The 18415-nt window shown below is 69.8% G+C and carries 21 protein-coding genes; 10 read left to right on the top strand and 11 right to left on the bottom strand.

The window, feature by feature from the left end:
- The first annotated feature begins 2 nt into the window (after nucleotides 1-2).
- Together C2U31_RS29325 and C2U31_RS29320 are read left to right on the top strand one after the other, a co-directional pair.
- A complete protein-coding gene (locus C2U31_RS29325) occupies nucleotides 3-887 on the top strand; it encodes an alpha/beta fold hydrolase (RefSeq protein WP_103276011.1) in 885 nt (294 codons plus the stop codon).
- Between the two features lie 2 nt (nucleotides 888-889).
- Complete coding sequence (locus C2U31_RS29320; RefSeq protein ID WP_103276010.1) at nucleotides 890-1840, top strand: alpha/beta hydrolase; 951 nt, start codon at nucleotides 890-892, stop codon at nucleotides 1838-1840.
- On the opposite strand, the gene C2U31_RS29315 is transcribed toward C2U31_RS29320, so the two are convergent.
- Nucleotides 1837-2061: a hypothetical protein gene (locus C2U31_RS29315; protein WP_103276009.1), complete on the bottom strand. Its 225-nt coding sequence runs from the start codon at nucleotides 2059-2061 to the stop codon at nucleotides 1837-1839. The two genes, C2U31_RS29320 and C2U31_RS29315, sit on opposite strands and share 4 nt — an antisense overlap.
- Nucleotides 2062-2080: 19 nt before the next feature.
- On the opposite strand from C2U31_RS29315, the gene C2U31_RS29310 reads away from it, so the two are divergent.
- Nucleotides 2081-2776 carry an HAD family phosphatase gene (locus C2U31_RS29310; protein ID WP_103276008.1) on the top strand — a complete coding sequence of 232 codons (696 nt, stop codon included), beginning with the start codon at nucleotides 2081-2083 and terminating at the stop codon, nucleotides 2774-2776.
- 33 nt (nucleotides 2777-2809) lie between these two features.
- Here the strand turns inward: C2U31_RS29310 and C2U31_RS29305 are convergent, their stop codons facing one another.
- The 4 genes from C2U31_RS29305 to C2U31_RS29290 all read right to left on the bottom strand — a co-directional run bounded on the left by C2U31_RS29305 (nucleotide 2810) and on the right by C2U31_RS29290 (nucleotide 6360).
- Nucleotides 2810-3583, bottom strand: a complete 774-nt coding sequence (locus C2U31_RS29305; RefSeq protein ID WP_103276007.1) for a short-chain dehydrogenase/reductase — start codon at nucleotides 3581-3583, stop codon at nucleotides 2810-2812.
- 29 nt (nucleotides 3584-3612) lie between these two features.
- Nucleotides 3613-3996, bottom strand: a complete 384-nt coding sequence (locus C2U31_RS29300; RefSeq protein ID WP_103276006.1) for a VOC family protein — start codon at nucleotides 3994-3996, stop codon at nucleotides 3613-3615.
- A 93-nt stretch (nucleotides 3997-4089) separates the two neighbouring features.
- Nucleotides 4090-4743, bottom strand: coding sequence for a DNA oxidative demethylase AlkB (alkB, locus tag C2U31_RS29295; protein ID WP_369869716.1), 654 nt, complete (start codon nucleotides 4741-4743; stop codon nucleotides 4090-4092).
- 72 nt (nucleotides 4744-4815) lie between these two features.
- Nucleotides 4816-6360, bottom strand: a complete 1545-nt coding sequence (locus C2U31_RS29290; protein ID WP_103276004.1) for a phospholipase D family protein — start codon at nucleotides 6358-6360, stop codon at nucleotides 4816-4818.
- Between the two features lie 97 nt (nucleotides 6361-6457).
- On the opposite strand from C2U31_RS29290, the gene C2U31_RS29285 reads away from it, so the two are divergent.
- Both C2U31_RS29285 and C2U31_RS29280 read left to right on the top strand, forming a co-directional pair.
- Nucleotides 6458-7030 (top strand): helix-turn-helix domain-containing protein, encoded by a 573-nt coding sequence (locus tag C2U31_RS29285; RefSeq protein WP_103276003.1) that lies wholly within the window; start codon nucleotides 6458-6460, stop codon nucleotides 7028-7030.
- Nucleotides 7031-7053: 23 nt separating this feature from the next.
- A complete protein-coding gene (locus C2U31_RS29280) occupies nucleotides 7054-7596 on the top strand; it encodes a GNAT family N-acetyltransferase (RefSeq protein WP_369869715.1) in 543 nt (180 codons plus the stop codon).
- Nucleotides 7597-7613: 17 nt separating this feature from the next.
- On the opposite strand, the gene C2U31_RS29275 is transcribed toward C2U31_RS29280, so the two are convergent.
- Both C2U31_RS29275 and C2U31_RS29270 read right to left on the bottom strand, forming a co-directional pair.
- The gene (locus tag C2U31_RS29275) at nucleotides 7614-7946 is read right to left on the bottom strand and encodes a hypothetical protein (protein WP_103276002.1); all 333 of its coding nucleotides are present in this window, start codon (nucleotides 7944-7946) and stop codon (nucleotides 7614-7616) included.
- Between the two features lie 155 nt (nucleotides 7947-8101).
- Nucleotides 8102-8992, bottom strand: a complete 891-nt coding sequence (locus C2U31_RS29270; protein ID WP_103276001.1) for an alpha/beta fold hydrolase — start codon at nucleotides 8990-8992, stop codon at nucleotides 8102-8104.
- 315 nt (nucleotides 8993-9307) lie between these two features.
- On the opposite strand from C2U31_RS29270, the gene C2U31_RS30885 reads away from it, so the two are divergent.
- On the top strand, nucleotides 9308-9457 hold the full coding sequence (locus C2U31_RS30885) for a hypothetical protein (protein ID WP_199770917.1): 150 nt from the start codon (nucleotides 9308-9310) through the stop codon (nucleotides 9455-9457).
- 137 nt (nucleotides 9458-9594) lie between these two features.
- The gene (locus C2U31_RS29265; protein WP_103276000.1) at nucleotides 9595-10344 is read left to right on the top strand and encodes an SDR family NAD(P)-dependent oxidoreductase; all 750 of its coding nucleotides are present in this window, start codon (nucleotides 9595-9597) and stop codon (nucleotides 10342-10344) included.
- 73 nt (nucleotides 10345-10417) lie between these two features.
- Here the strand turns inward: C2U31_RS29265 and C2U31_RS29260 are convergent, their stop codons facing one another.
- A complete protein-coding gene (locus tag C2U31_RS29260; RefSeq protein WP_103275999.1) occupies nucleotides 10418-11203 on the bottom strand; it encodes a sulfite exporter TauE/SafE family protein in 786 nt (261 codons plus the stop codon).
- Nucleotides 11204-11445: 242 nt separating this feature from the next.
- Between C2U31_RS29260 and C2U31_RS29255 the strand changes: the two genes are divergently transcribed.
- Both C2U31_RS29255 and C2U31_RS29250 read left to right on the top strand, forming a co-directional pair.
- Nucleotides 11446-12369, top strand: coding sequence for a LysR family transcriptional regulator (locus C2U31_RS29255; RefSeq protein ID WP_103275998.1), 924 nt, complete (start codon nucleotides 11446-11448; stop codon nucleotides 12367-12369).
- Between the two features lie 124 nt (nucleotides 12370-12493).
- Entirely contained in the window at nucleotides 12494-12970 is a 477-nt protein-coding gene (locus C2U31_RS29250; protein WP_103275997.1) for a MarR family winged helix-turn-helix transcriptional regulator, read from the top strand.
- 36 nt (nucleotides 12971-13006) lie between these two features.
- Here the strand turns inward: C2U31_RS29250 and C2U31_RS29245 are convergent, their stop codons facing one another.
- The 3 genes from C2U31_RS29245 to C2U31_RS29235 form a co-directional block, all read right to left on the bottom strand.
- A complete protein-coding gene (locus C2U31_RS29245; RefSeq protein WP_233772549.1) occupies nucleotides 13007-13939 on the bottom strand; it encodes a DMT family transporter in 933 nt (310 codons plus the stop codon).
- A gap of 93 nt (nucleotides 13940-14032) precedes the next feature.
- Nucleotides 14033-14833: an AraC family transcriptional regulator gene (locus C2U31_RS29240; protein ID WP_103275995.1), complete on the bottom strand. Its 801-nt coding sequence runs from the start codon at nucleotides 14831-14833 to the stop codon at nucleotides 14033-14035.
- A gap of 119 nt (nucleotides 14834-14952) precedes the next feature.
- A complete protein-coding gene (locus C2U31_RS29235; protein WP_103275994.1) occupies nucleotides 14953-15912 on the bottom strand; it encodes a LysR substrate-binding domain-containing protein in 960 nt (319 codons plus the stop codon).
- Nucleotides 15913-16034: 122 nt separating this feature from the next.
- Between C2U31_RS29235 and C2U31_RS29230 the strand changes: the two genes are divergently transcribed.
- Complete coding sequence (locus C2U31_RS29230; RefSeq protein ID WP_103275993.1) at nucleotides 16035-18335, top strand: NADP-dependent malic enzyme; 2301 nt, start codon at nucleotides 16035-16037, stop codon at nucleotides 18333-18335.
- Nucleotides 18336-18415 lie beyond the last annotated feature (80 nt).

The raw sequence follows: 18415 nt of genomic DNA, 5'->3' as shown, positions 1-18415 counted from the left end.
CCATGACGAACTTTCATCAAGACATCCCCTCCGCCGGCGCGGAGTTCGCCCATCGCTACGTGATGGTGAACGGCGCGCGGCTGCATTGCGCCATCGCCGGCGACGGCGCGCCGGTGCTGCTGGTGCCCGGCTGGCCGCAAACGTGGTTCACCTGGCGCCACGTAATGCGCGCGCTGACGGGGCAGGGCTACATGGCCATCGCCGTGGACCCGCCGGGCACGGGCGATTCGGACCGTCCGGCCGCCGGCTATGACACGGGCGCCGTGGCGGCCACGCTGCATCAGCTGATGCGGCAGCTGGGCCATGCGCGCTATCAGGTCGTGGGCCACGACATCGGCATGTGGGTGGCCTATGCGCTGGCCAGCGACTTCCCGGACGCCGTCTCGCGGCTGGCGCTGACCGAGGCGGTGATCCCGGGCCTGGCGCCCGAGCCCACGATCTTCGCGCCGCCGGACCAGAACATCTTCCTGTGGCATTTCATGTTCAACCGGCTGCCCGACCTGCCGGAAGCGCTGATCGCCGGTCGCGAGCAGGCCTATCTGACCTATATGTTCGACAAGTGGTCGCACCGCCGCGACCGCGTGGCGGCGCAGGTCTATATCGACGCCTACGCGGCGCCGGGCGGCCTGCGCGCGGGCTTCTCCTACTACCGGGCGATTCCGGAAACGGTGCGGCAGAATGTCGAGCGCGCCCGGCGCAAACTGGCCATGCCGGTGCTGGCCATCGGCGCCGAGCATGCCACCCGCGACGCGCCGCTGATCACCATGCGCGAGAATGCGGTGGATGTGCGCGGCGCCATCATTCCCGACTGCGGCCACTTCGTCACGGAAGAATGCCCGGACGAGTTCCTGGCGCAGCTGTTGCCGTTCCTGTCGCGGGAGAGCTGAGCATGGCGCTGGATCCGAAGATCGATGCCTACCTGGCGCGGCTGTCCTCGACCGCCACGCCGATGTCCCTGGTGGAAATGCGCGCGGCCACCGAGACCAGCCTGGGCGCGCTGCACGGCCCGCTGGAAGACGTGGCTGACGTGCGCACCTACTTGGCGCCGGGCCACGACGGCGCGCCCCTGCGCGTGCGCGCTTACACGCCGGCGGGCGCGCCGCCCGGCGCCGTGCTGCCTGCGCTGGTGTATGCGCATGGCGGAGGCTGGTTCCTGTGCTCGCTGGAACTCTATGACAACCCGTGCCGCGCGCTGGCCAATGCCACCGGCTGCATGGTGCTGTCCGTGGACTACCGGCTGGCGCCGGAGCACAAGTTCCCGGTGCCGGTCGAGGACTTCTATTGCGCGCTGCGCTGGGTCTGCGAGCAGGCCAGCATGCTGGGCGTGGACCCGGCGCGCATCGCGGTGGGCGGCGACAGCGCCGGCGGCAACCTGGCGGCGGCCGCCGCCATCATGGCGCGCGACCGTGGCGGCCCCAGGATCGCGCACCAGCTGCTGTGCTATCCCGTGTTGGACCATTCCTTCAGCACCGATTCGTATCGCGCCTATGGGCAGAATTTCTTCCTGACGGAAGAGACGATGCGCTACTGCTGGTTCACCTACCTGCTCAACGAGCAGGACGGCGACTCGCCCTACGCATCGCCGCTGCGCGCGGCGGACCTGACGGGCCTGCCGCCGGCGACCGTGCTGGTATGCGAGTACGACCCGCTGCGCGACGAGGGCGAGGCCTATGCGCGCCGGCTGCGCGAGGCCGGGGTCGATGCGTGCGACCATCGCCTGCCGGGCATGGTCCATGCGTGCATCCACATGCTGGGCTTGACGCCGGCGGCGCGGCATCTGTTCGAACTGGCGGGCGGCGCGCTGCGCGCCGCCTTTGAGTCCGAGCCGCAAGCGGCCTAGGCGGACGCGTCTCCAGTGGCTTGCCGGCAGCGCACGGCCAGGGCCTGCCGGGTGATGACGATCACCACATCCGTGCGTGGCGCCACGGCGTCCGGATCGGCGACTTGTTCCAGATGGAAGGAGTCGTCATGCTCCAGCAGCGCGGACAGTTCATCGGGAGCGAGCAGGTCGTGGACATAAGTGCGCGGCTGGCCGTGCAGTATGCTTGTTGACTTGTTCATCCGTATCCTTCGCGAAGCAATGACAGACTTTCCTTTTGACGCCGTGCTGTTCGACTGCGACGGCGTGCTGGTCGATTCCGAACCCATCACCAGCCGCGTGCTGGCGGGCATGCTGACCGAGCTGGGCTGGGCCATCAGCACCGAAGAGACCATGCGCATTTTTACCGGAAAGGCGGTGCGCGATGAAGTGGCGCTGATCGAGGAGCGCACCGGGGCGCGCCTCAGCGAAGCCTGGCTGGCCGAGTTCCGCGAACGCCGCAACCAGGCGCTGGACCGCGACCTGGTCGAGATTCCGGGCGCGCCCGACGCGGTGCGCGCGCTGCACGGCATCCTGGACGGGCGCATCGCCGTGGCGTCCGGCGCCGATCGCCGCAAGGTCGAGTTCCAGCTGGCCAAGGTCGGCATCGCCGACTGCTTCGACGGCCGCGTGTTCAGCGGTCATGAAATGCCGCGCAGCAAGCCCTTCCCGGATGTGTACCTGGCGGCGGCCGAGTCGCTGGGCGCGGATCCGCGCCGCTGCGCGGTGGTCGAGGACACCGTCACCGGCGCCACCGCCGGCGTGGCGGCGGGCGCCACGGTGTTCGGCTACAGTCCGGGCGGCCTGGGCCATAGCGGCGCCGACGCGCTGCGCTCTGTGGGCGTGGCGCGCGTCTTCACCGACATGCGCGACCTGCCCGGCCTGCTGGCTGACTGGACCGGCCACTATCTGGGCTGAGCCCGGATCCGTCTCGGCCAGGACGCGCCGGGTTCAACCGGCGTATTGCTCGCCGCCGTCCAGGTCGATGACCGTGCCGCTCAGGTAGCCGGCGCGCGGCGAGGCGCAGAACGCCAGCATGTCGGCCACTTCGCCGGGTTCCATCAGGCGGCCGAACGGCAGGCCCGACAGCGTTTCCTGCCAGCGCGTTTCGTCACCCCAGCGCGCCTGGGCGCGCTGGCGCGCCAGCGTGAGTACGCGGTCGGTGCGCGTGCGCGAGGGATTCAGGCCGAAGACGCGCACGCCGTGGCGCGGAGCCTCGCCGCCCAGCGCGCGGGTGAAGGCGATCAGCGAGGCATTGGCCGCGGCGCCGCAGATATAGTCGGCGCGCGGCGCCGAGCCGGCCATGCCGATCACGTTGGCGATCACGCCGGCGCCGGCCTCGCGCATCAGCGGGTAGTACAGGCGCGCCAGCCGGATATAGCCGTGCACTTTCAGTTCCCAGCCCGCGAGCCAGCGTTCGTCGTCCACCTGATCCAGTGCGCCGCCTGGCACGGCGCCGGCATTGTTGACCAGGATGTCGACGGGGCCTGCCTGGCGCAGCAGTTCCTGCGGCGCGTCGGCGCGTCCCAGGTCCAGCGCCACGCAGGCGGCGGGCATGCCGGTCCGGGCGGAGACCGCGTCGGCGGCCGCGCGCAGCGCGGCCGGGTCGCGGCCGACCAGGGTGGGACTGGCGCCTTCGCGGGCGAAGGCCAGCGCCGCCGCCAGCCCGATGCCCTTGGACGCGCCCGTGATGAGCACGCGTTTGCCTTCAAGCTGCAGGTCCATGGCGGGTTCCTTCGCGTGAGCCGCGCGGCTCACTTCAGTTGCACGAGTACGAATTCGTTGCCGTACAGATCGATGAAATGCGCGTACACCGCGACGGCGTCCTCGACGGGCTCGCGCGTGAAACGCACGCCTTGCGCGGCGAAGCGCGCGTGATCGCGGCGCGTGTCGCTGGTGTAGAACACGCCCACCGGCTGGCCGCCGGTCTGGTCGCCCACGCGGTCGCGCTGCGCCTGCGTTTGCGCCTGCAGCAGCCATACGCCCACCGAGGGCTGCTCGGGCAGGCGCAGGTGCACGTAGCGCTGGGCGCCGACGGCCATGTCGACGAAGACCTCCATGCCCAGCTTGTCCTGGTAGAAGGCGATCGCGGTGTCGTAGTCGGTGACCAGGATGACGAGTCGGCCCAGCGCGTGCATATCGTTGTTCTCTTGAGGGTGTAGGGAAAGCGTGCGCCTATGCTAACCGGTTCCGCCCGCCTTGGTCCGGCGGGCCGGATCGGGCCCGCCGTCTCAACCCGCCTTGCGCAGCGTGAGGTTCAGACGCAGGCTGCCCAGGCGCGGATGCGGCCTGTCCTTCAGCGGCAGCACGCCGTGGAAACGCAGGCGGTCCGCGCCACCCCAGACCACCACGTCGCCGTGGAACAGCGGCACGCGGGCGGCGGGGTCCGAGCGCGCCAGGCCACCGAAAAGAAACACCGCCGGCATGCCCAGCGACACCGACACGATGGGCGCGCTGAAATCGCGCTCGTTGCGGTCCTGGTGCAAGGACATGCGCGCGCCCGGCTCGTAGCGGTTGAGCAGGCAGGCGTCCGGTTCGAAGCCGGCAAAGCCGGCCGCGGCGGCGGCCTCGCGTCCCAGGGCGGCGAAGGCCGGCGGCATGTCGGGCCAGGGCCGCCCCGACAGCGGGTCGGCCGGCGTGTAGCGGTAGCCGTCGTGGTCCGTGGTCCAGCCCAGCCGGCCGCAATTGCTCAGTGCGACAGACATCAGATGGCCGCCGGGGGTTTCCATGCGTCGGAACGGCGACTGCCGGATCACTTCGTCCAGGGATTGCAGCAGGGCGTCGGCGACGGGCAGGGCGTAGCCGCGCAGCACCACGGATCGCGGGCCGATGGATTCGCTGCGGGCGGGCTGGGGGTCGGCCTCGTCGAAAAGATCCAGGTTCATGCTCATGATGTTCAGTATGCCGCCGCGCGGGCTGAGGCGCGCTCCGCTTGTTGCGTCGCGTCCTGGCTGCGATTACAGCAAGGACTCCACCGGCAGCAGCGAGATGAACCAGACCGACAGGCGCTGCCAGACGCTGGCGCCGGGTTCGCTGTCATAACGTACGGTCTGGCCGTCGTCGCGCAGTTCCAGCCAGTAGACCTTGCCGCGTTCGTCCAGCAGCGCGCGATAGGCCGTGGCCGGCACGTCGCGCGTGAAGGCCGTCGAGATCTGGCTGGCCAGCCTGGGACTGTCGATGATGAAGCCGAGTTCGGTGTTGAGCCTGGCCGAGCGGGGATCAAAATTGAACGAGCCGACGAAGATGCGCTGGCCGTCTACCGCGAAGGTCTTGGCGTGCAGGCTGGACCCGGAGCTGCCCAGCGGGCCCAGGTTCTTGTTGCGTCCGCCGCCGGCGGCGCGCTTCATTTCGAACAGCTCCACCCCGCCCGCCAGCAGATCGGCGCGGCGCCTGGCGTAGCCGGAGTGCACGGCCGCCACGTCGGTGGCTTCCAGCGAGTTGGTCAGCACGCGCACCCGCACGCCGGCGCGGGCCATTTCGCTGAAGGCGCGCGTGCCGGATTCGCCGGGCACGAAGTAGGGCGACACCAGATCCAGCGACTGGGCGGGCTTGCCGATGATCTCGTGCAACTGATGCGGCAGCATGGCCTCTGGCGGCGCGGTGCCCAGGGTCTTGCGCGGATCGTCGCTGACCATGCGCGTGGGCGCCCATTCCAGTTCCAGCTCGCCCTTGAGCAACTGACGGATGAAGGGCAGGGCGCGCATGGCCTCGGCATAGGCGGCGGCGTCGGACGAGCGTTCCATGTCGTCGGCGCGCCGCTTGAGCAGGTCCAGCGCGCCCGCCTCGGCCGGCTTGAGCAGGCGCGCCACCGGATAGGCCGAGTCGCTGGCCCAGTAACGGTCGAAATCGGCGGACACGTCCTGCACCGCCGCGCCGATCGCCAGCACGTCCAGGTCGGTGAACAGCACGCCGTTGGCGGCGCCGAAATATTCATCGCCGACGTTGCGGCCGCCGATGATGGTGGCCTGGTTGTCGGCGGTGAAGGACTTGTTGTGCATGCGCCGGTTGAGCCGGCTGAAGTCGGTCAGGTAGCCCAGCGTCTTGGGCCAGCGCAGCGCGAAGGGGTTGTACAGCCGCACTTCGATGTTGGGATGTCCGTCCAGCGCGGCCAGCTCGCGGTCCAGGCCCGAGGTGCCGTTGTCGTCCAGCAGCAGGCGCACGCGCACGCCACGATCGGCGGCTTCGTGCAGCGCTTCGAGCAGCATCATGCCGGTCATGTCGCCGCGCCAGATGTAGTACTGCACGTCCAGGCTGCGCTCGGCGGCGCGCGCCAGCATCATGCGCGCGGCGAAGGCGTCGTGGGCGTCGGCCAGCGGGTGGATGCCGGACAGGCCGGCGTGGCCGGCGGCGACGGGCGCGATGGCGCGGCCCAGCGGGGTGGCCGCCGCCGCGTCGGGATCGAGCGCCTGCGACTGGCTGCGCTGTTCCTGCGAGGGCAGGGCGCAGCCGGCCAGCAGGCCCAGGCAGAGAATCGGCATGATCAGGTATCGAGCCAGGAACATGGGCCCTATTGTGCCGAATTCGGCGGGGCGTGGTTGACGGGCGGAGCGGACGCGGGCTCGCTTGACGGAATTTCTTATTTGAGAAAAAATCCCAAATATGGAAAATAATCCCGAATTCGATCACGGCCTGGACATGCGCATCGCCTCGCGCCTGAAGGGCCTGCGCCAGGAACGCGGCTGGTCCCTGGACGAACTGGCCGGCCGGGCCGGCGTCAGCCGCGCCACGCTGTCGAGGCTGGAAAACGCCGAGGTCAGCCCCACGGCCAGCGTGCTGGGGCGGCTGTGCGCCGCCTACGGCCTGACCATGTCGCGGCTGATGCTGATGGTGGAAGACGACTTCGCGCCGCTGGTGCCCGAAAGCGCGCAGCCGGTCTGGGTCGATGCGAGCGCGGGCTTCCGGCGCCGCTCGGTCTCGCCGCCGGCGGCCGCGCTGGCCGGGGAAGTGCTGGCCTGCGAGCTGGACGCCGGTGCCCGCATCGAATACCCGCAGCCGCCGCGTCCGAATCTGGAACACCATCTGCTGATGCTGGAAGGCGCGCTGCACATCACCGTGGATGGCCGCCGCCACGGGCTGCGTCCGGGCGACTGCCTGCGCTACCAGCTGGCCGGAGCCAGCCTTTTCGAGACGCCGCGGGACAGCGGCGCCCGCTACCTGCTTTTCATCGTCTGAACCACAACGTCTACAGGTGCTACATGCCCGACCATCTTGCCTCCCTGCGCATGGCCACGCTCTCGGCCGCCGAAACCGAAACCCTGCTGCCGGAACTGGCGGAGCTGCTGCACGCCAGCGTGCACGCGGGCGCCAGCGTCAGCTTCGTCCTGCCGTACAGCCCGGACGACGCGCTGGCGTTCTGGCGCGACAAGGTGCTGCCCGGCGTGGCCGGGGGCGGCCTGCTGTTGGTGGCCGCCTGGCAGGACGGCAGGCTGGCCGGCGCGGTGCAGCTCGATTGCGACACCCCGCCCAATCAACCGCACCGCGCCGAGGTGCGCAAGCTGCTGGTGCATCCGGATTTCCGGCGCCAGGGCATCGCGCGGGCCTTGATGGCAAAGGTCGAGGCGCTGGCCGTGGCTGCCGGGCGCAGCCTGATCACGCTGGACACGCGCACCGGCGATCGCGCCGAGCCTTTGTATGCCTCGCTGGGGTATGTGACGGTGGGCGTCATCCCGGGCTTCAGCCGCGATTCGCATGACGCGCACCGGCTGGACGGCACCACCATCATGTACAAGCAGCTGTAGCCGCCCTCGCGCGGGCGTCAGGCCAGCGGCTTGAGGCCCACGCTGTACGGGGGCGCGTTGCCGCGCGCGGCGGCCTTGATCTTCAGCATCGAGCCGCCGGGCGTGAACTCGAAATCCTGGTAGGGCACTTCGAACCATTGGTGGAAGCTGGTGCGCGAGAACTCGGGCACCCAGATCTTCGGACGCTTGGCGTCGCAGTGGAATTCCACCAGCGTGCAATCAATGCCCAGCGGGCGAGTATTGCCGATGCGGTAGCTGGCGCGCAGCTCCGCGCTTGCGGTGGCGCCGGGCCGCCAGACGAGGCCGATGGATTCCATGAAATGTTCGATCGCCTCGATGCCGCGATACATAGCTGACTCCGGATTACGGGCGCGGGCGACAGGCCCGCGAAAAACCGCCGCCCGGCGGGGCGGCGGCGCACAGACCGAATTATCCGTCATTCCGGGGGCGTGCAGGGGCGCGGGCCGGCTGACGAGCCGTGTACGGACGGATCCCGCGCCCGGTTTCAGGCCGGTTCGCAGAATCTCAGGATGGCCTGGGCCACCGCCTGCGGCGCCTCGCGTTGCGGGAAATGGCCAATGCCGTCCAGCACGCGGCGTTGATAGCGGCCGCTGAAATAAGCGTCCTTGCCCTCGGACGTGGCGGGCGAGTTGCAGGCGTCGGCCCCGCCGTGCAGCACCAGGGTCGGCACGGCCAGCTCCGGCGCGGGCGTCAGGCGCGCGGCATCTTCGGCATAGGCCGGGTCGCCCTGGGCGTGGCCCCAGCGCTGGCGATAGGAGTGCAGCACCACCTCGGCCCAGTCCGGATTGTCGAAGGCGCGGGCGGCTTCGTCGAAATCGGCTTCTTCGTACCAGCCGGCGGGCGACCAGGTGTCCCACATGTAGCGGGTGAATTCCCGCCGGCTGTCACGGACGGTGGCCGCGCCCCTGGGCGTGGCCATGAACCAGTGATACCAGTAATTGCGTGCCTGGGACAGCGGCACGGGTTGGTCCGGGCTGTTGGTGCCGTAGCCGACCGATAGCAGCACCAGGTGCGAGGCCGCGTCGGCGTCCAGGCCGCAGGCGTTGCCCGCGGCGCGCGCGCCCCAGTCGTGGCCGACCAGCACGGGGCGCTCCAGGCCCAGCTCCGAGCGGAAGTCCAGCAGGTCGCGGCCCAATGCGGCCAGTTCGCCGCTGCGGGGCGTGTCGGCGCGCAGGAAGCGGGTCGGGCCGAAGCCGCGCAGCGCCGGGCAGAGCACACGGTAGCCCGAGGCGGCCAGCTTGTCTGCCACGCTGTTCCAGCATTCGGGGCTGTCGGGCCAGCCATGCAGCAGCACGGCGGTGCGCGCGCCGGCCGGATTCCATTCCAGATAGGCGATGTCCAGCTGCGAGGTCTTTACGTGGTGATAGGCGGACATGGTGGAGCATTCCTGAGAGTCGTCACGCTTCGATCATAGGAGCGTTGAAGATCTTGATTGGTGAATAATTCTGCGTTGTTGTCCACGAATCATGACCAAAGACTTGCTGTCGGCGGGCGACAGCGGCGGTTGCCGGCGCGTCGGTGCTCCGTCCGGCGCGGCCGTCCGCAACGGTTCCAAATCCGGCGTCAATCGCCGCGATTGAACAAACCAAATGGACGCCCTGATGGCCTGCGGCCAAGATGAACCCCTGCTGTTTCCGCGCCGCCGGCCTGGCGGGCGGCGAGCGCATCATCTCAGCATGGAGAAAACATCATGACGGATTTTGTTCAAGCATTGGTCAGGGCCGAACTGTCGCTGTTCGGGGTTGTTGCAGGGGAACCCGCGCAGGACGAGGCCGCGCCGGCGCTGGCGGCCGATGCGCCGGCCTTCGACGCCGGGCACTATCGCAGCGCGCTGGGCTGAAGCTGTTTGGCGGGATTGCAGGATTAGGCAGGTTTCCCGCAAGAACGCGGCTGTACGCCGCGCGCCTCGTTTTCTAACATTCCTTTCCATGGCGCGGCGCCATCCGGCCCGCGCCGGGTTCTAGGGAAGGGATGAGCATGGAATCCGGAAAAATCTGGTTTGTGACCGGGGCCTCCGCGGGATTGGGACTGGCGCTGGTCAAGGCCCTGCTGGAGCAGGGCCATCGCGTGGCGGCGACCTCGCGCGACGTGGACGCCCTGCTGGAAGCGACCGGCGCGGCGCTCGATGGCCGCCTGCTGCCGCTGGCCGTGGACCTGGGCGATGAACGCAGCGTGCGGCGCGCGGTCGACGCGGCGCATGCCGCCTTCGGCGGTCTGGACGTGGTGGTGAACAACGCCGCCTGCGCCGCGCGGGGGCCGCTGGATCAGCTGTCCGACGCGGCGCTGCGCGAGGGTTTCGATATCGGCGTCTTCGGCGCCATGAACGTGATACGCGCCGCCATGCCGCGCCTGCGCGCGCAGCGTGGCGGGCATGTGTTCAATGTGTCGTCGATCCTGGGCTTCGATGGCGCGGCCGAGGGCTGGGGCGCGTACTGCGCGGCCAAGTTCGCGCTGGGCGGCCTGACCGAGGCCCTGGCCGTCGAAGCCGCGCCGCATGGCGTGCGCGTTACGCTGGTCTACCCGGGCGCGGCGCGCGTGCCGGCCCAGGTCGCGCGTACCCTTATCCAGGCCTCGCAGGCCCAGTACGCGCCACGGCATCTGTTCCTGGGCCGGGACGCCTTCGATCAGGCGCGCATCAAGATCCAATCGGTGCAGCAAGAGCTGGCGCGCTGGCGCGAGATGTCGATCGCCATCGGTCCGCTCGACGAGCGCCGCCTGGCCGCGTGAGGCGCGGGGAAGGCGACGCGGGGCGTCAGGACGCAAGCACCCCCGACCGCTTGGCAAGCGGCCTTGCTCGCCCCTAGGAATGGCTCGCGCCAGCTAGACCCTGGAAAACCTGGTAGATGCCCAGCAGCGCCAGGCTCGCCATGAAGCACAGCTTGAAGACGCGCGGGGACAGCCGGCCGCGCAGCCATTGTCCCAGTCCCATGCCCAGTAGCGCGGGCAGCAGCATCAGCAGCGAAGCGCCCGCCGCATCCGCGCCGTAGCTGCCGTTCAGCCACAGGCCCGCCGCCAGCGCCAGCGTGGACACCGAGAAGGAGATTCCCATGGCCTGGATCAGCCCGTCCTTGCCCAGGTTCAGCGCCTGCAGATAGGGCACGGCCGGGATCACGAACACGCCGGTGGCGGCGGTGACCAGTCCCGTCGCGGCGCCCACCGCCAGGCCCAGCGCGCCGTCGCGCCGCGTGGGAATGGAGGGTGGCGAACCGAACAGGCCCCAGGCCGCGTACAGGACCAGCGCGACGCCCATGCATACGCCTGCCCAGACGCCGGATGGCGCGCCCAGCCACCAGGCGCCCGCCAGCGTGCCGGCGCAAGCGCCCGCCTGCATGCCGGCGATGCGGCGCCAGATCGGGCCGAAGGTCGCGGCGGGCCGAGCCTGCCACAGGTTGGTGACCAGCGATGGCACCACCAGCAGCGCGGCGGCTTGCGCGGGCGCCATGATCAGCGCCAGCAGGGCCATGGAAATGGTGGGCAGCCCCAGCCCGACCACGCCCTTGACTACGCCGGCCAGGAGGAACACGGCGGCCGCCGCGGCCGCCAGCAGTGGCGTGGCGCCGGACATCATCAGGTCGGCGGGACTCATGGCCGGGCCTCCCGGTGGTCGGTGTCGACTGCCGAGGCTATGGAAAAGACTGATGGCAAGGCAGGCGCGGCAAGATCGGAATAGCGGGTGGACGTGGTTCGGATTGGCATGGAGAACACCGAAATAAAGGTTGTGGGTGCGGGCATGTCGTTCATTTTCGGCGCGTATCCGGCGCGGCCCTATCGGGAACTTGCGTATGCCGGGTTCGGAAATTCCATAGCCTGCGGTGCTACGATCCTTGCATGCGCTTCGATCTCACCGACCTGCGGCTGTTCCTGCATGTGCAGGAAACGGGCTCCATCACCGCCGGCGCCCGGCGTTCCAACATGACGCTGGCCTCGGCCAGCGAGCGCGTGCGCGGCATGGAAGACACGCTGGGCGTGCCCTTGCTGTTGCGCGGCCCGCGCGGCGCGGAGCCGACGCCGGCCGGGCGCACGCTGGCGCATCACGCGCGGCTGGTGCTGGCGCAGATGGACCGCATGCGCGGCGACCTGGACCAGTACGGCCAGGGCTTGAAGGGACTGGTGCGCGTGCAATGCAACACCACGGCGCTGAGCGAGCATCTGCCGCCGGTGCTGGGCGAATTCCTGCAGCGTCATCCGCGCGTGTCGGTGGACCTGGAAGAGCGGCCCAGCCACGAGATCGCCGACGCCTTGCGCGCCGGCACCTGTGACATCGGCGTGCTGGCGGACTCGGCCGATCTGGGCGGCCTGCGGGTGGCGGTGTTCCGCCACGATCCGCTATGCCTGATCGTGCCCTCGGGGCATGCGCTGGCCGCGCGCGGCGTCGTCGCGCTGGCCGACGCGGCGGACGAGGATTTCGTCGGGCTGGTCGAAGGCAGCGCCTTGCAGGAGCACATCGCGCAGCACGCGCGCCGCGATGGCAAGAGCCTGTCCTACCGCGTGCGGCTGCGCGGTTTCGACGCGGTCTGCCGGATGGTGGGCCAGGGCGTGGGCGTGGCGGTCGTGCCGCGCGCCGCCGCCGTCCGCCACGGGCGTTCGGCCGGCTTCCGGCGTCTGGATCTGGGCGATGACTGGGCCGCGCGCGATCTCGTGCTGTGCGTGCGCGGCGACCTGCCCGCCTATGCCGAGGAATTGGTGGCTCATGCCCTGCGCGGCGCGCCGGGCGCTACCCGCAGCGAGGCGGCGCCGGCGTCGGTGGAATAGGGGGCGGGGCTGGACTGTCCGAAGCGCCGGTTGTAGCGTATGAGGTTCCGGCCGCGCCGTGGGCTTGCCCCGCGGCGTCCGGCTGTCCCGCCGCTTCCCGCCACCTCTTGCCGTCCGAACCGCCATGTCCGACGTCATTGCCGTTTTTCCGATCGAGCGCGAGGATTCCCTGATTTGCCATGGCGCGGCCTTGCGCAAGGCCACCCGCCGTGTCTCGCAGCTCTACGATGCCGTGCTCGCGCCGTGCGGGCTGAAGGTGTCGCAGCATTCCATCCTGTCTCACATCGCGCGCGCCGGCGCGCCGTCCATGACCGACCTGGCCCGCCTGCTGGTGTTGGATCGTTCGGCGCTGGCGCACAACCTCAAGCCCCTGGTGCGCGATGGTTATGTCCGCACCACGCGCGACCTGCGCGACGGGCGCAGTCGCCGCGTCGCGCTCACCGATGCCGGTTGCGAGAAGCTGACGCAGTCGCGCCGCCTGTGGACCGACGCGCAGGCCCGCTTCGAGGCCGCCTACGGCGCCGAGCGCGCCGTCGCGTTGCGGCGCGCGCTGGCCGAGATATTCTCCGAGGATTTCGCGCTGGCGTTCAGCCGGGGCTAGGGACGGACGCGGCCAGCGCCTGATGGTGTCCGCGCCTTAGTGCGGGCCGCGAGCGGAGGCGCGGTTCGACAGTCCCAGCAGCGCGATGGCCGCCAGCACGCAGGCCATGCCGGCGAGCTGGCGGGTCTGCAGCGCCTCGCCCAGCAGGCCCGCCGCCAGCAGTACGGCGCATACCGGCGCGACCGCGGTGAACAGCGCGGCTTCCGCGCCATTGCTGCGGGCGGCGCCCGCGTACCAAAGCAGGAAGCCGCCCACCGTGGGCGCCAGCGCGTAATAGGCCACGGCCAGCACCGCGTCGGCGGGCAGCGCCAGCGTCCAGGGCGCCTCGGCCAGCAGGCTCGCCAGCGCCGAGGCGGCCAGGCCGATGGCGGTCATGATGGTCGACAGCGCGAGCGGCGGCACCGGCGTGCGCAGCCGCTTGTGCAGCAGGATGAACAGGCCTTCGCAGCACACGGCGCCCAGCACCAGCGCATTGCCCGTCAATGACGAGGCGCCTTCAGGGCCGGCGGGGCTGGCCATCGTCAGCCATACGCCCGCCGTGGCGATCGCGATCGCGACCAGCGTGGAGCGGCCGGGCCGTTCGCCCAGCAGCGTCACGGCCAGGGCGGCGGACACCAGCGGCAATGCGCCCAGGATGATGCCGGCGTCCACCGCCGACGCGCGCTGCAGGCCGGTGATGAGCAGCACCGTGTAGCCCACGCTGCCGGCGGCGGCCTGCGCCGTCAGCAACGCCCAGTCGCGTGCGCCGAGTCGGGGCAGGGACGCGCCGGTCAGTTTCATGATCAGGAGGAAGCAGGGCAGCGCCAGCGCAAAGCGCAGCGCGGTGGCGGTGAAAGGGGGGAGCCCTGCCGCGATGATCTTGCTGGCGACCACCGTGCTGCCGACCAGCGCCATCGCGGCGGCCAGGCAGGCGTAGCCTTGCATTCGCTCGCCCGAGGATTGAAGTGGCTTGCTTGCTGCGCTGCTCATGGACGTCCGGCCTTTGCGTGGAAAAGCGTGCAGCGTAGGCGGACGGCCGCCGGCGGGTCTTGAACGAAATTGCGGGGGGCTGCGAGCGGGCGCTCAGGCGGGACGCGCGGCGGCCGCGTAGCGGCCCGGCGACAGCCCGTAGGCGCGGACAAACAGGCGGGTCATGTGGCTCTGGTCCGAGAAACCGCCGGCCGCGGCCGCGTCGGCGAGCGTGGCGCCGGCCCGGATCCAGCCGCGCGCCAGCAACAGCCGGCGCTGGACCTGGTAAGCATGCGGTGTCATGCCGGTGTCGCGGGCAAAGGCACGCAGCGTCTGGTAGCGGCTCAGGCCGCAGGCGGCGGCCAGATCGGCCAGCGACAGGCTGGCTGCCGGATCGTCATCGATGCGGGCGCGGGCGTGACGGATGGCCGAGGGCGCGGATGGCGCGGCGGCGGCGCGGCGTCCGCCCGCCGCGCGCGCCAGCACGCGCAGCAGCAGCGCGTCGCAGGCCAGCGCTTCGGCACTGGCGATGGCTTGCGCATAGAGCGCCAGCACATCCCGGGCCAGGACGGGGTCGTCGAACACAGGCTGCGGAAATTCGAATTCGCCGGCGGGCAGGAACTCGCGGGCCGCTTCGGCGGCGACCGAGGGATCCAGGTAGAGCATCTGCCAGGCGCGGCCGGCGTCGCCCAGCGGCGCGCCGTCATGGATTTCACCGGGATTGACGGTGATGACCTGCCCGGCCTGGGCCTGCACCTGGCCGCGTCCGCTGTGCGAGGCCTGCGCGCCATGGCGGATCACGCCGATGCCGAACTGTTCGTGCGAGTGGCGTGCGAAGGTCCGGTTGCTGCGCGCGGCCACGGCCTGCACGCCGGCCAGGGCGCTGCGCTGCATGAGGAACTGGCTTGCGGGCATGGAACGGGCCGCCGGAAGGCAGGGAACGCGGGGCTTGCAGTATCGCGCGGCGCGCGGGCGCACGGCAAGCGCCTGGGCGGGCCGCGCCGGTCGGCGCCAGCGGCGCGCCCGAACGGGCCTCAGCGCAGGCCGTGCGTATAGACCTCGCGCAGCGCCGCCGAGAACAGCGCCTCGACATTGCGGCTCGGGCCTTCGTCGCGCATGAACAGCGAGATGGGCGGCATGGTCCAGTCCAGCGAGTAGGGCACGATGGCCACGCCGGCGATGCGCACCAGCTCCTCGGCGATATCGGCCGGCAGGATGGAGACGGCGCGTTCGTTGGCCACGATCATTTCGCCGATCAGCTTGGCCGAGTCGCTTTGCACCAGCGGCGTGGGCGGGGCCAGGCCGGCCCGCAGGAAGATGTAGACCACCTGCTCGCGGATCGGGCTGTCGGCCGTGCCCAGGATCCAGTCCAGGTCCGCCAGCATGTTCCATTCCAGCCGCGAGCGGCCCAGCCGGGCGGCCAGCCGGCGGCTGGCGATGAGCCGGGGCGGCTGGTGGTAAAGCGTCTCGAAGCGCATGCCGCTCAGGTCCACGGATGGCGTGGCCCAGCCGACCACGATATCCAGCGTATGGTCGCGTAGCTGGCGCAGCAGGGCGGGGCCCTGGCCCTCGTGGATGGTGGCGGTGATGCCGCGGCCTTGCGGCAGGGTGCGGCCGATGGCGGCCGACAGCATCTGGCCCGAGACGAAGGGAATGGCGCCGATGTTCAGGTGCGCTGCGTGGCCGGTGGCCAGCGCTTCCATTTCCTGGACCATGTGGCCCAGATCGTGGACCAGGGCGCGGGCGCGCGCCAGCACCACCGCGCCCAGCGGGGTGGGCGTCATGCCGCGCGCGGAGCGCTCGAACAGCGGCACGCCGAACATGCTTTCGAGTTCGGACAGGGCATTGGTCACGGCCGGCTGGCTGGTCGCCATCTGCTCGGCGACCCGGGTCAGCGACCCGTGCTGCTCGATCTGCAGCAGCAGCATCAGGTGCCGCATCTTGAGGCGCGAGCCCAGTTTCCGGACGACTTCCTCGGGATTAAACGAGGTCATATATTGGGGTCATAGCCAGGGCATAAGTTTTTTATGATTGAACAATATTAAAACCTTATGAATACCTTATGCCATTGGGCCTAGAATTTTTCCATACTTCAAGCCCAAGGAGGCATCGCCCCATGAATTCCCCATCCGACCGCCAGGCAGCCCTGGACTATCACCAGTATCCGGTCCCCGGCAAGATCTCGGTCGTGGCGTCCAAGCCGCTGGTCAACCAGCGCGACCTGGCGCTGGCCTATTCGCCCGGTGTGGCGGCGGCCTGTGAGGAAATCGTGGCCGACCCGGCCAATGTGTTCCGCTACACGGCGCGGGGCAATCTGGTGGGCGTGATCACCAACGGCACGGCGGTGCTGGGCCTGGGCAATATCGGCGCGCTGGCGTCCAAGCCGGTGATGGAAGGCAAGGCGGTGCTGTTCAAGAAGTTCGCCGGCCTGGATGTGTACGACATCGAGATCAACGAGACGGACCCGGACAAGCTGGTGGAGATCATCGCCGGTCTGGAGGCGACGTTCGGCGGGATCAATCTGGAGGACATCAAGGCGCCGGAGTGTTTCACGGTGGAGCGCAAGCTGCGCGAGCGGATGAAGATCCCGGTGTTCCACGATGACCAGCATGGCACGGCGATCTGCGTGTCGGCGGCGTTCATCAATGGCCTGAAGGTGGTGGGCAAGCAGATCGACCAGGTGAAGGTGGTGACCTCGGGCGCGGGGGCGGCGGCGCTGGCGTGCCTGGACCTGATGGTGGACCTGGGCCTGCCGCTGGAGAACATCTGGGTGACGGACATCGAAGGGGTGGTGTACGAGGGCCGCACGACGCTGATGGATCCGGACAAGGCGCGCTTCGCGCAGAAGACGGACGCGCGCAAGCTGGCCGAGGTGATCGAGGGGGCGGACGTGTTCCTGGGGCTGTCGGCCGGGGGCGTGCTCAAGCCGGAGATGGTGGCGGCGATGGGTACCCGGCCGCTGATCCTGGCGCTGGCCAACCCGACGCCGGAGATCCTGCCGGAGGTGGCGCACGGGGTGCGCGACGACGTGGTGATGGCCACGGGTCGGTCGGACTATCCGAACCAGGTGAACAACGTGCTGTGCTTCCCGTACATTTTCCGGGGTGCGCTGGACGTGGGCGCGACGACGATCACGCGCGAGATGGAAAAGGCGGCGGTGTACGCGATCGCGGAGCTGGCCGAGGAAGAGCAGAACGAAGTGGTGGCGGCGGCCTATGGCACGTATGACATCTCGTTCGGGGCGGACTACCTGATTCCGAAGCCGTTCGATCCGCGCCTGATCGTGCGGATCGCGCCGGCGGTGGCCAAGGCGGCGATGGAAGGCGGGGTGGCGACGCGTCCGCTGGCGGACCTGGAAGCGTACGAGGAACAGCTGCAGCAGTTCGTGTATCACTCGGGCGCCTTCATGAAGCCGCTGTTCTCGGCGGCCAAGCGCATCGTGCGCGGCGGCGGAAAATCCCGCATCGTCTTCACCGAGGGCGAAGATGAGCGCGTGCTGCGCGCCGTGCAGGTCATCGTCGACGAAGGCCTGGCGCGTCCCATCCTGGTGGGCCGTCCCGCCGTGCTGCTGTCGCGCATCGAGAAATTCGGCCTGCGCCTGCGCCTGGGCGAGGACGTGGAAGTCACCAACCCCGAATATGACGAACGCTTCCATCAGTACTGGACCACGTACTGGGAGCTGATGTGCCGCCGTGGCATCACCAAGGAGATGGCGCGCGTGGAAATGCGTCGCCGCCTGACGCTGATCGGCGCGATGATGGTGCACCTGGGCGACGCCGACGGCATGGTCTGCGGCACCGTGGGCGCCTATCACGACCATCTGCGCTTCGTTGATGAAGTGATCGGTCGTCGCCCCGGCGACAACGTCTACGCCGCCATGAACATCCTGCTGCTGAACGAGCGCACGGTGGTGCTGGTGGACACGCACGTCAACGACGAACCCACGGCCGAGCAGATCGCCGAATTCACGCGCATGGCGGCGCAAGCCATGCGCCGCATGAACCTGGCGCCGAAGGTCGCGCTGCTGTCGCGCTCGAATTTCGGCTCGGGCAGCTCGGCCTCGGGCGCGAAGATGCGCCGCGCGCTGGAGCTGGTGCGCCAGATGGAGCCGGACCTGGAGATCGACGGCGAGATGCACGGCGACTGCGCGCTGGACGAGGCGCTGCGCCTGCGCATCCTGCCTTCGTCCACGCTCAAGGGCGAGGCCAACCTGCTGGTGTGCCCGAACGTGGACTCGGGCAACATCGCCTACAACCTGCTCAAGACGGCGGCCGGCGGCAACGTGGCGGTGGGTCCGTTCCTGCTGGGCGCGAACGCGCCGGTGCACATCCTGACCTCCAGCTCGACCGTGCGTCGCATCATCAACATGACGGCCATGACGGTGCTGGACGCCAATCGCGCGGAAACGTCGGCCTGAGTCTCGCGCCGGGAACCCGCCGGCGCGAATCCGGCCAGCGGGTCCCGCAAGGTAGCGGGCCGCGCTGGTTTCGTGGCGGC

It is taken from the genome of Achromobacter sp. AONIH1 (assembly GCF_002902905.1).
Lineage (GTDB): Bacteria > Pseudomonadota > Gammaproteobacteria > Burkholderiales > Burkholderiaceae_B > Achromobacter.
Note: the sequence above shows the minus strand (reverse complement) of the source record. Positions and strands in the feature narration are given on the sequence as shown.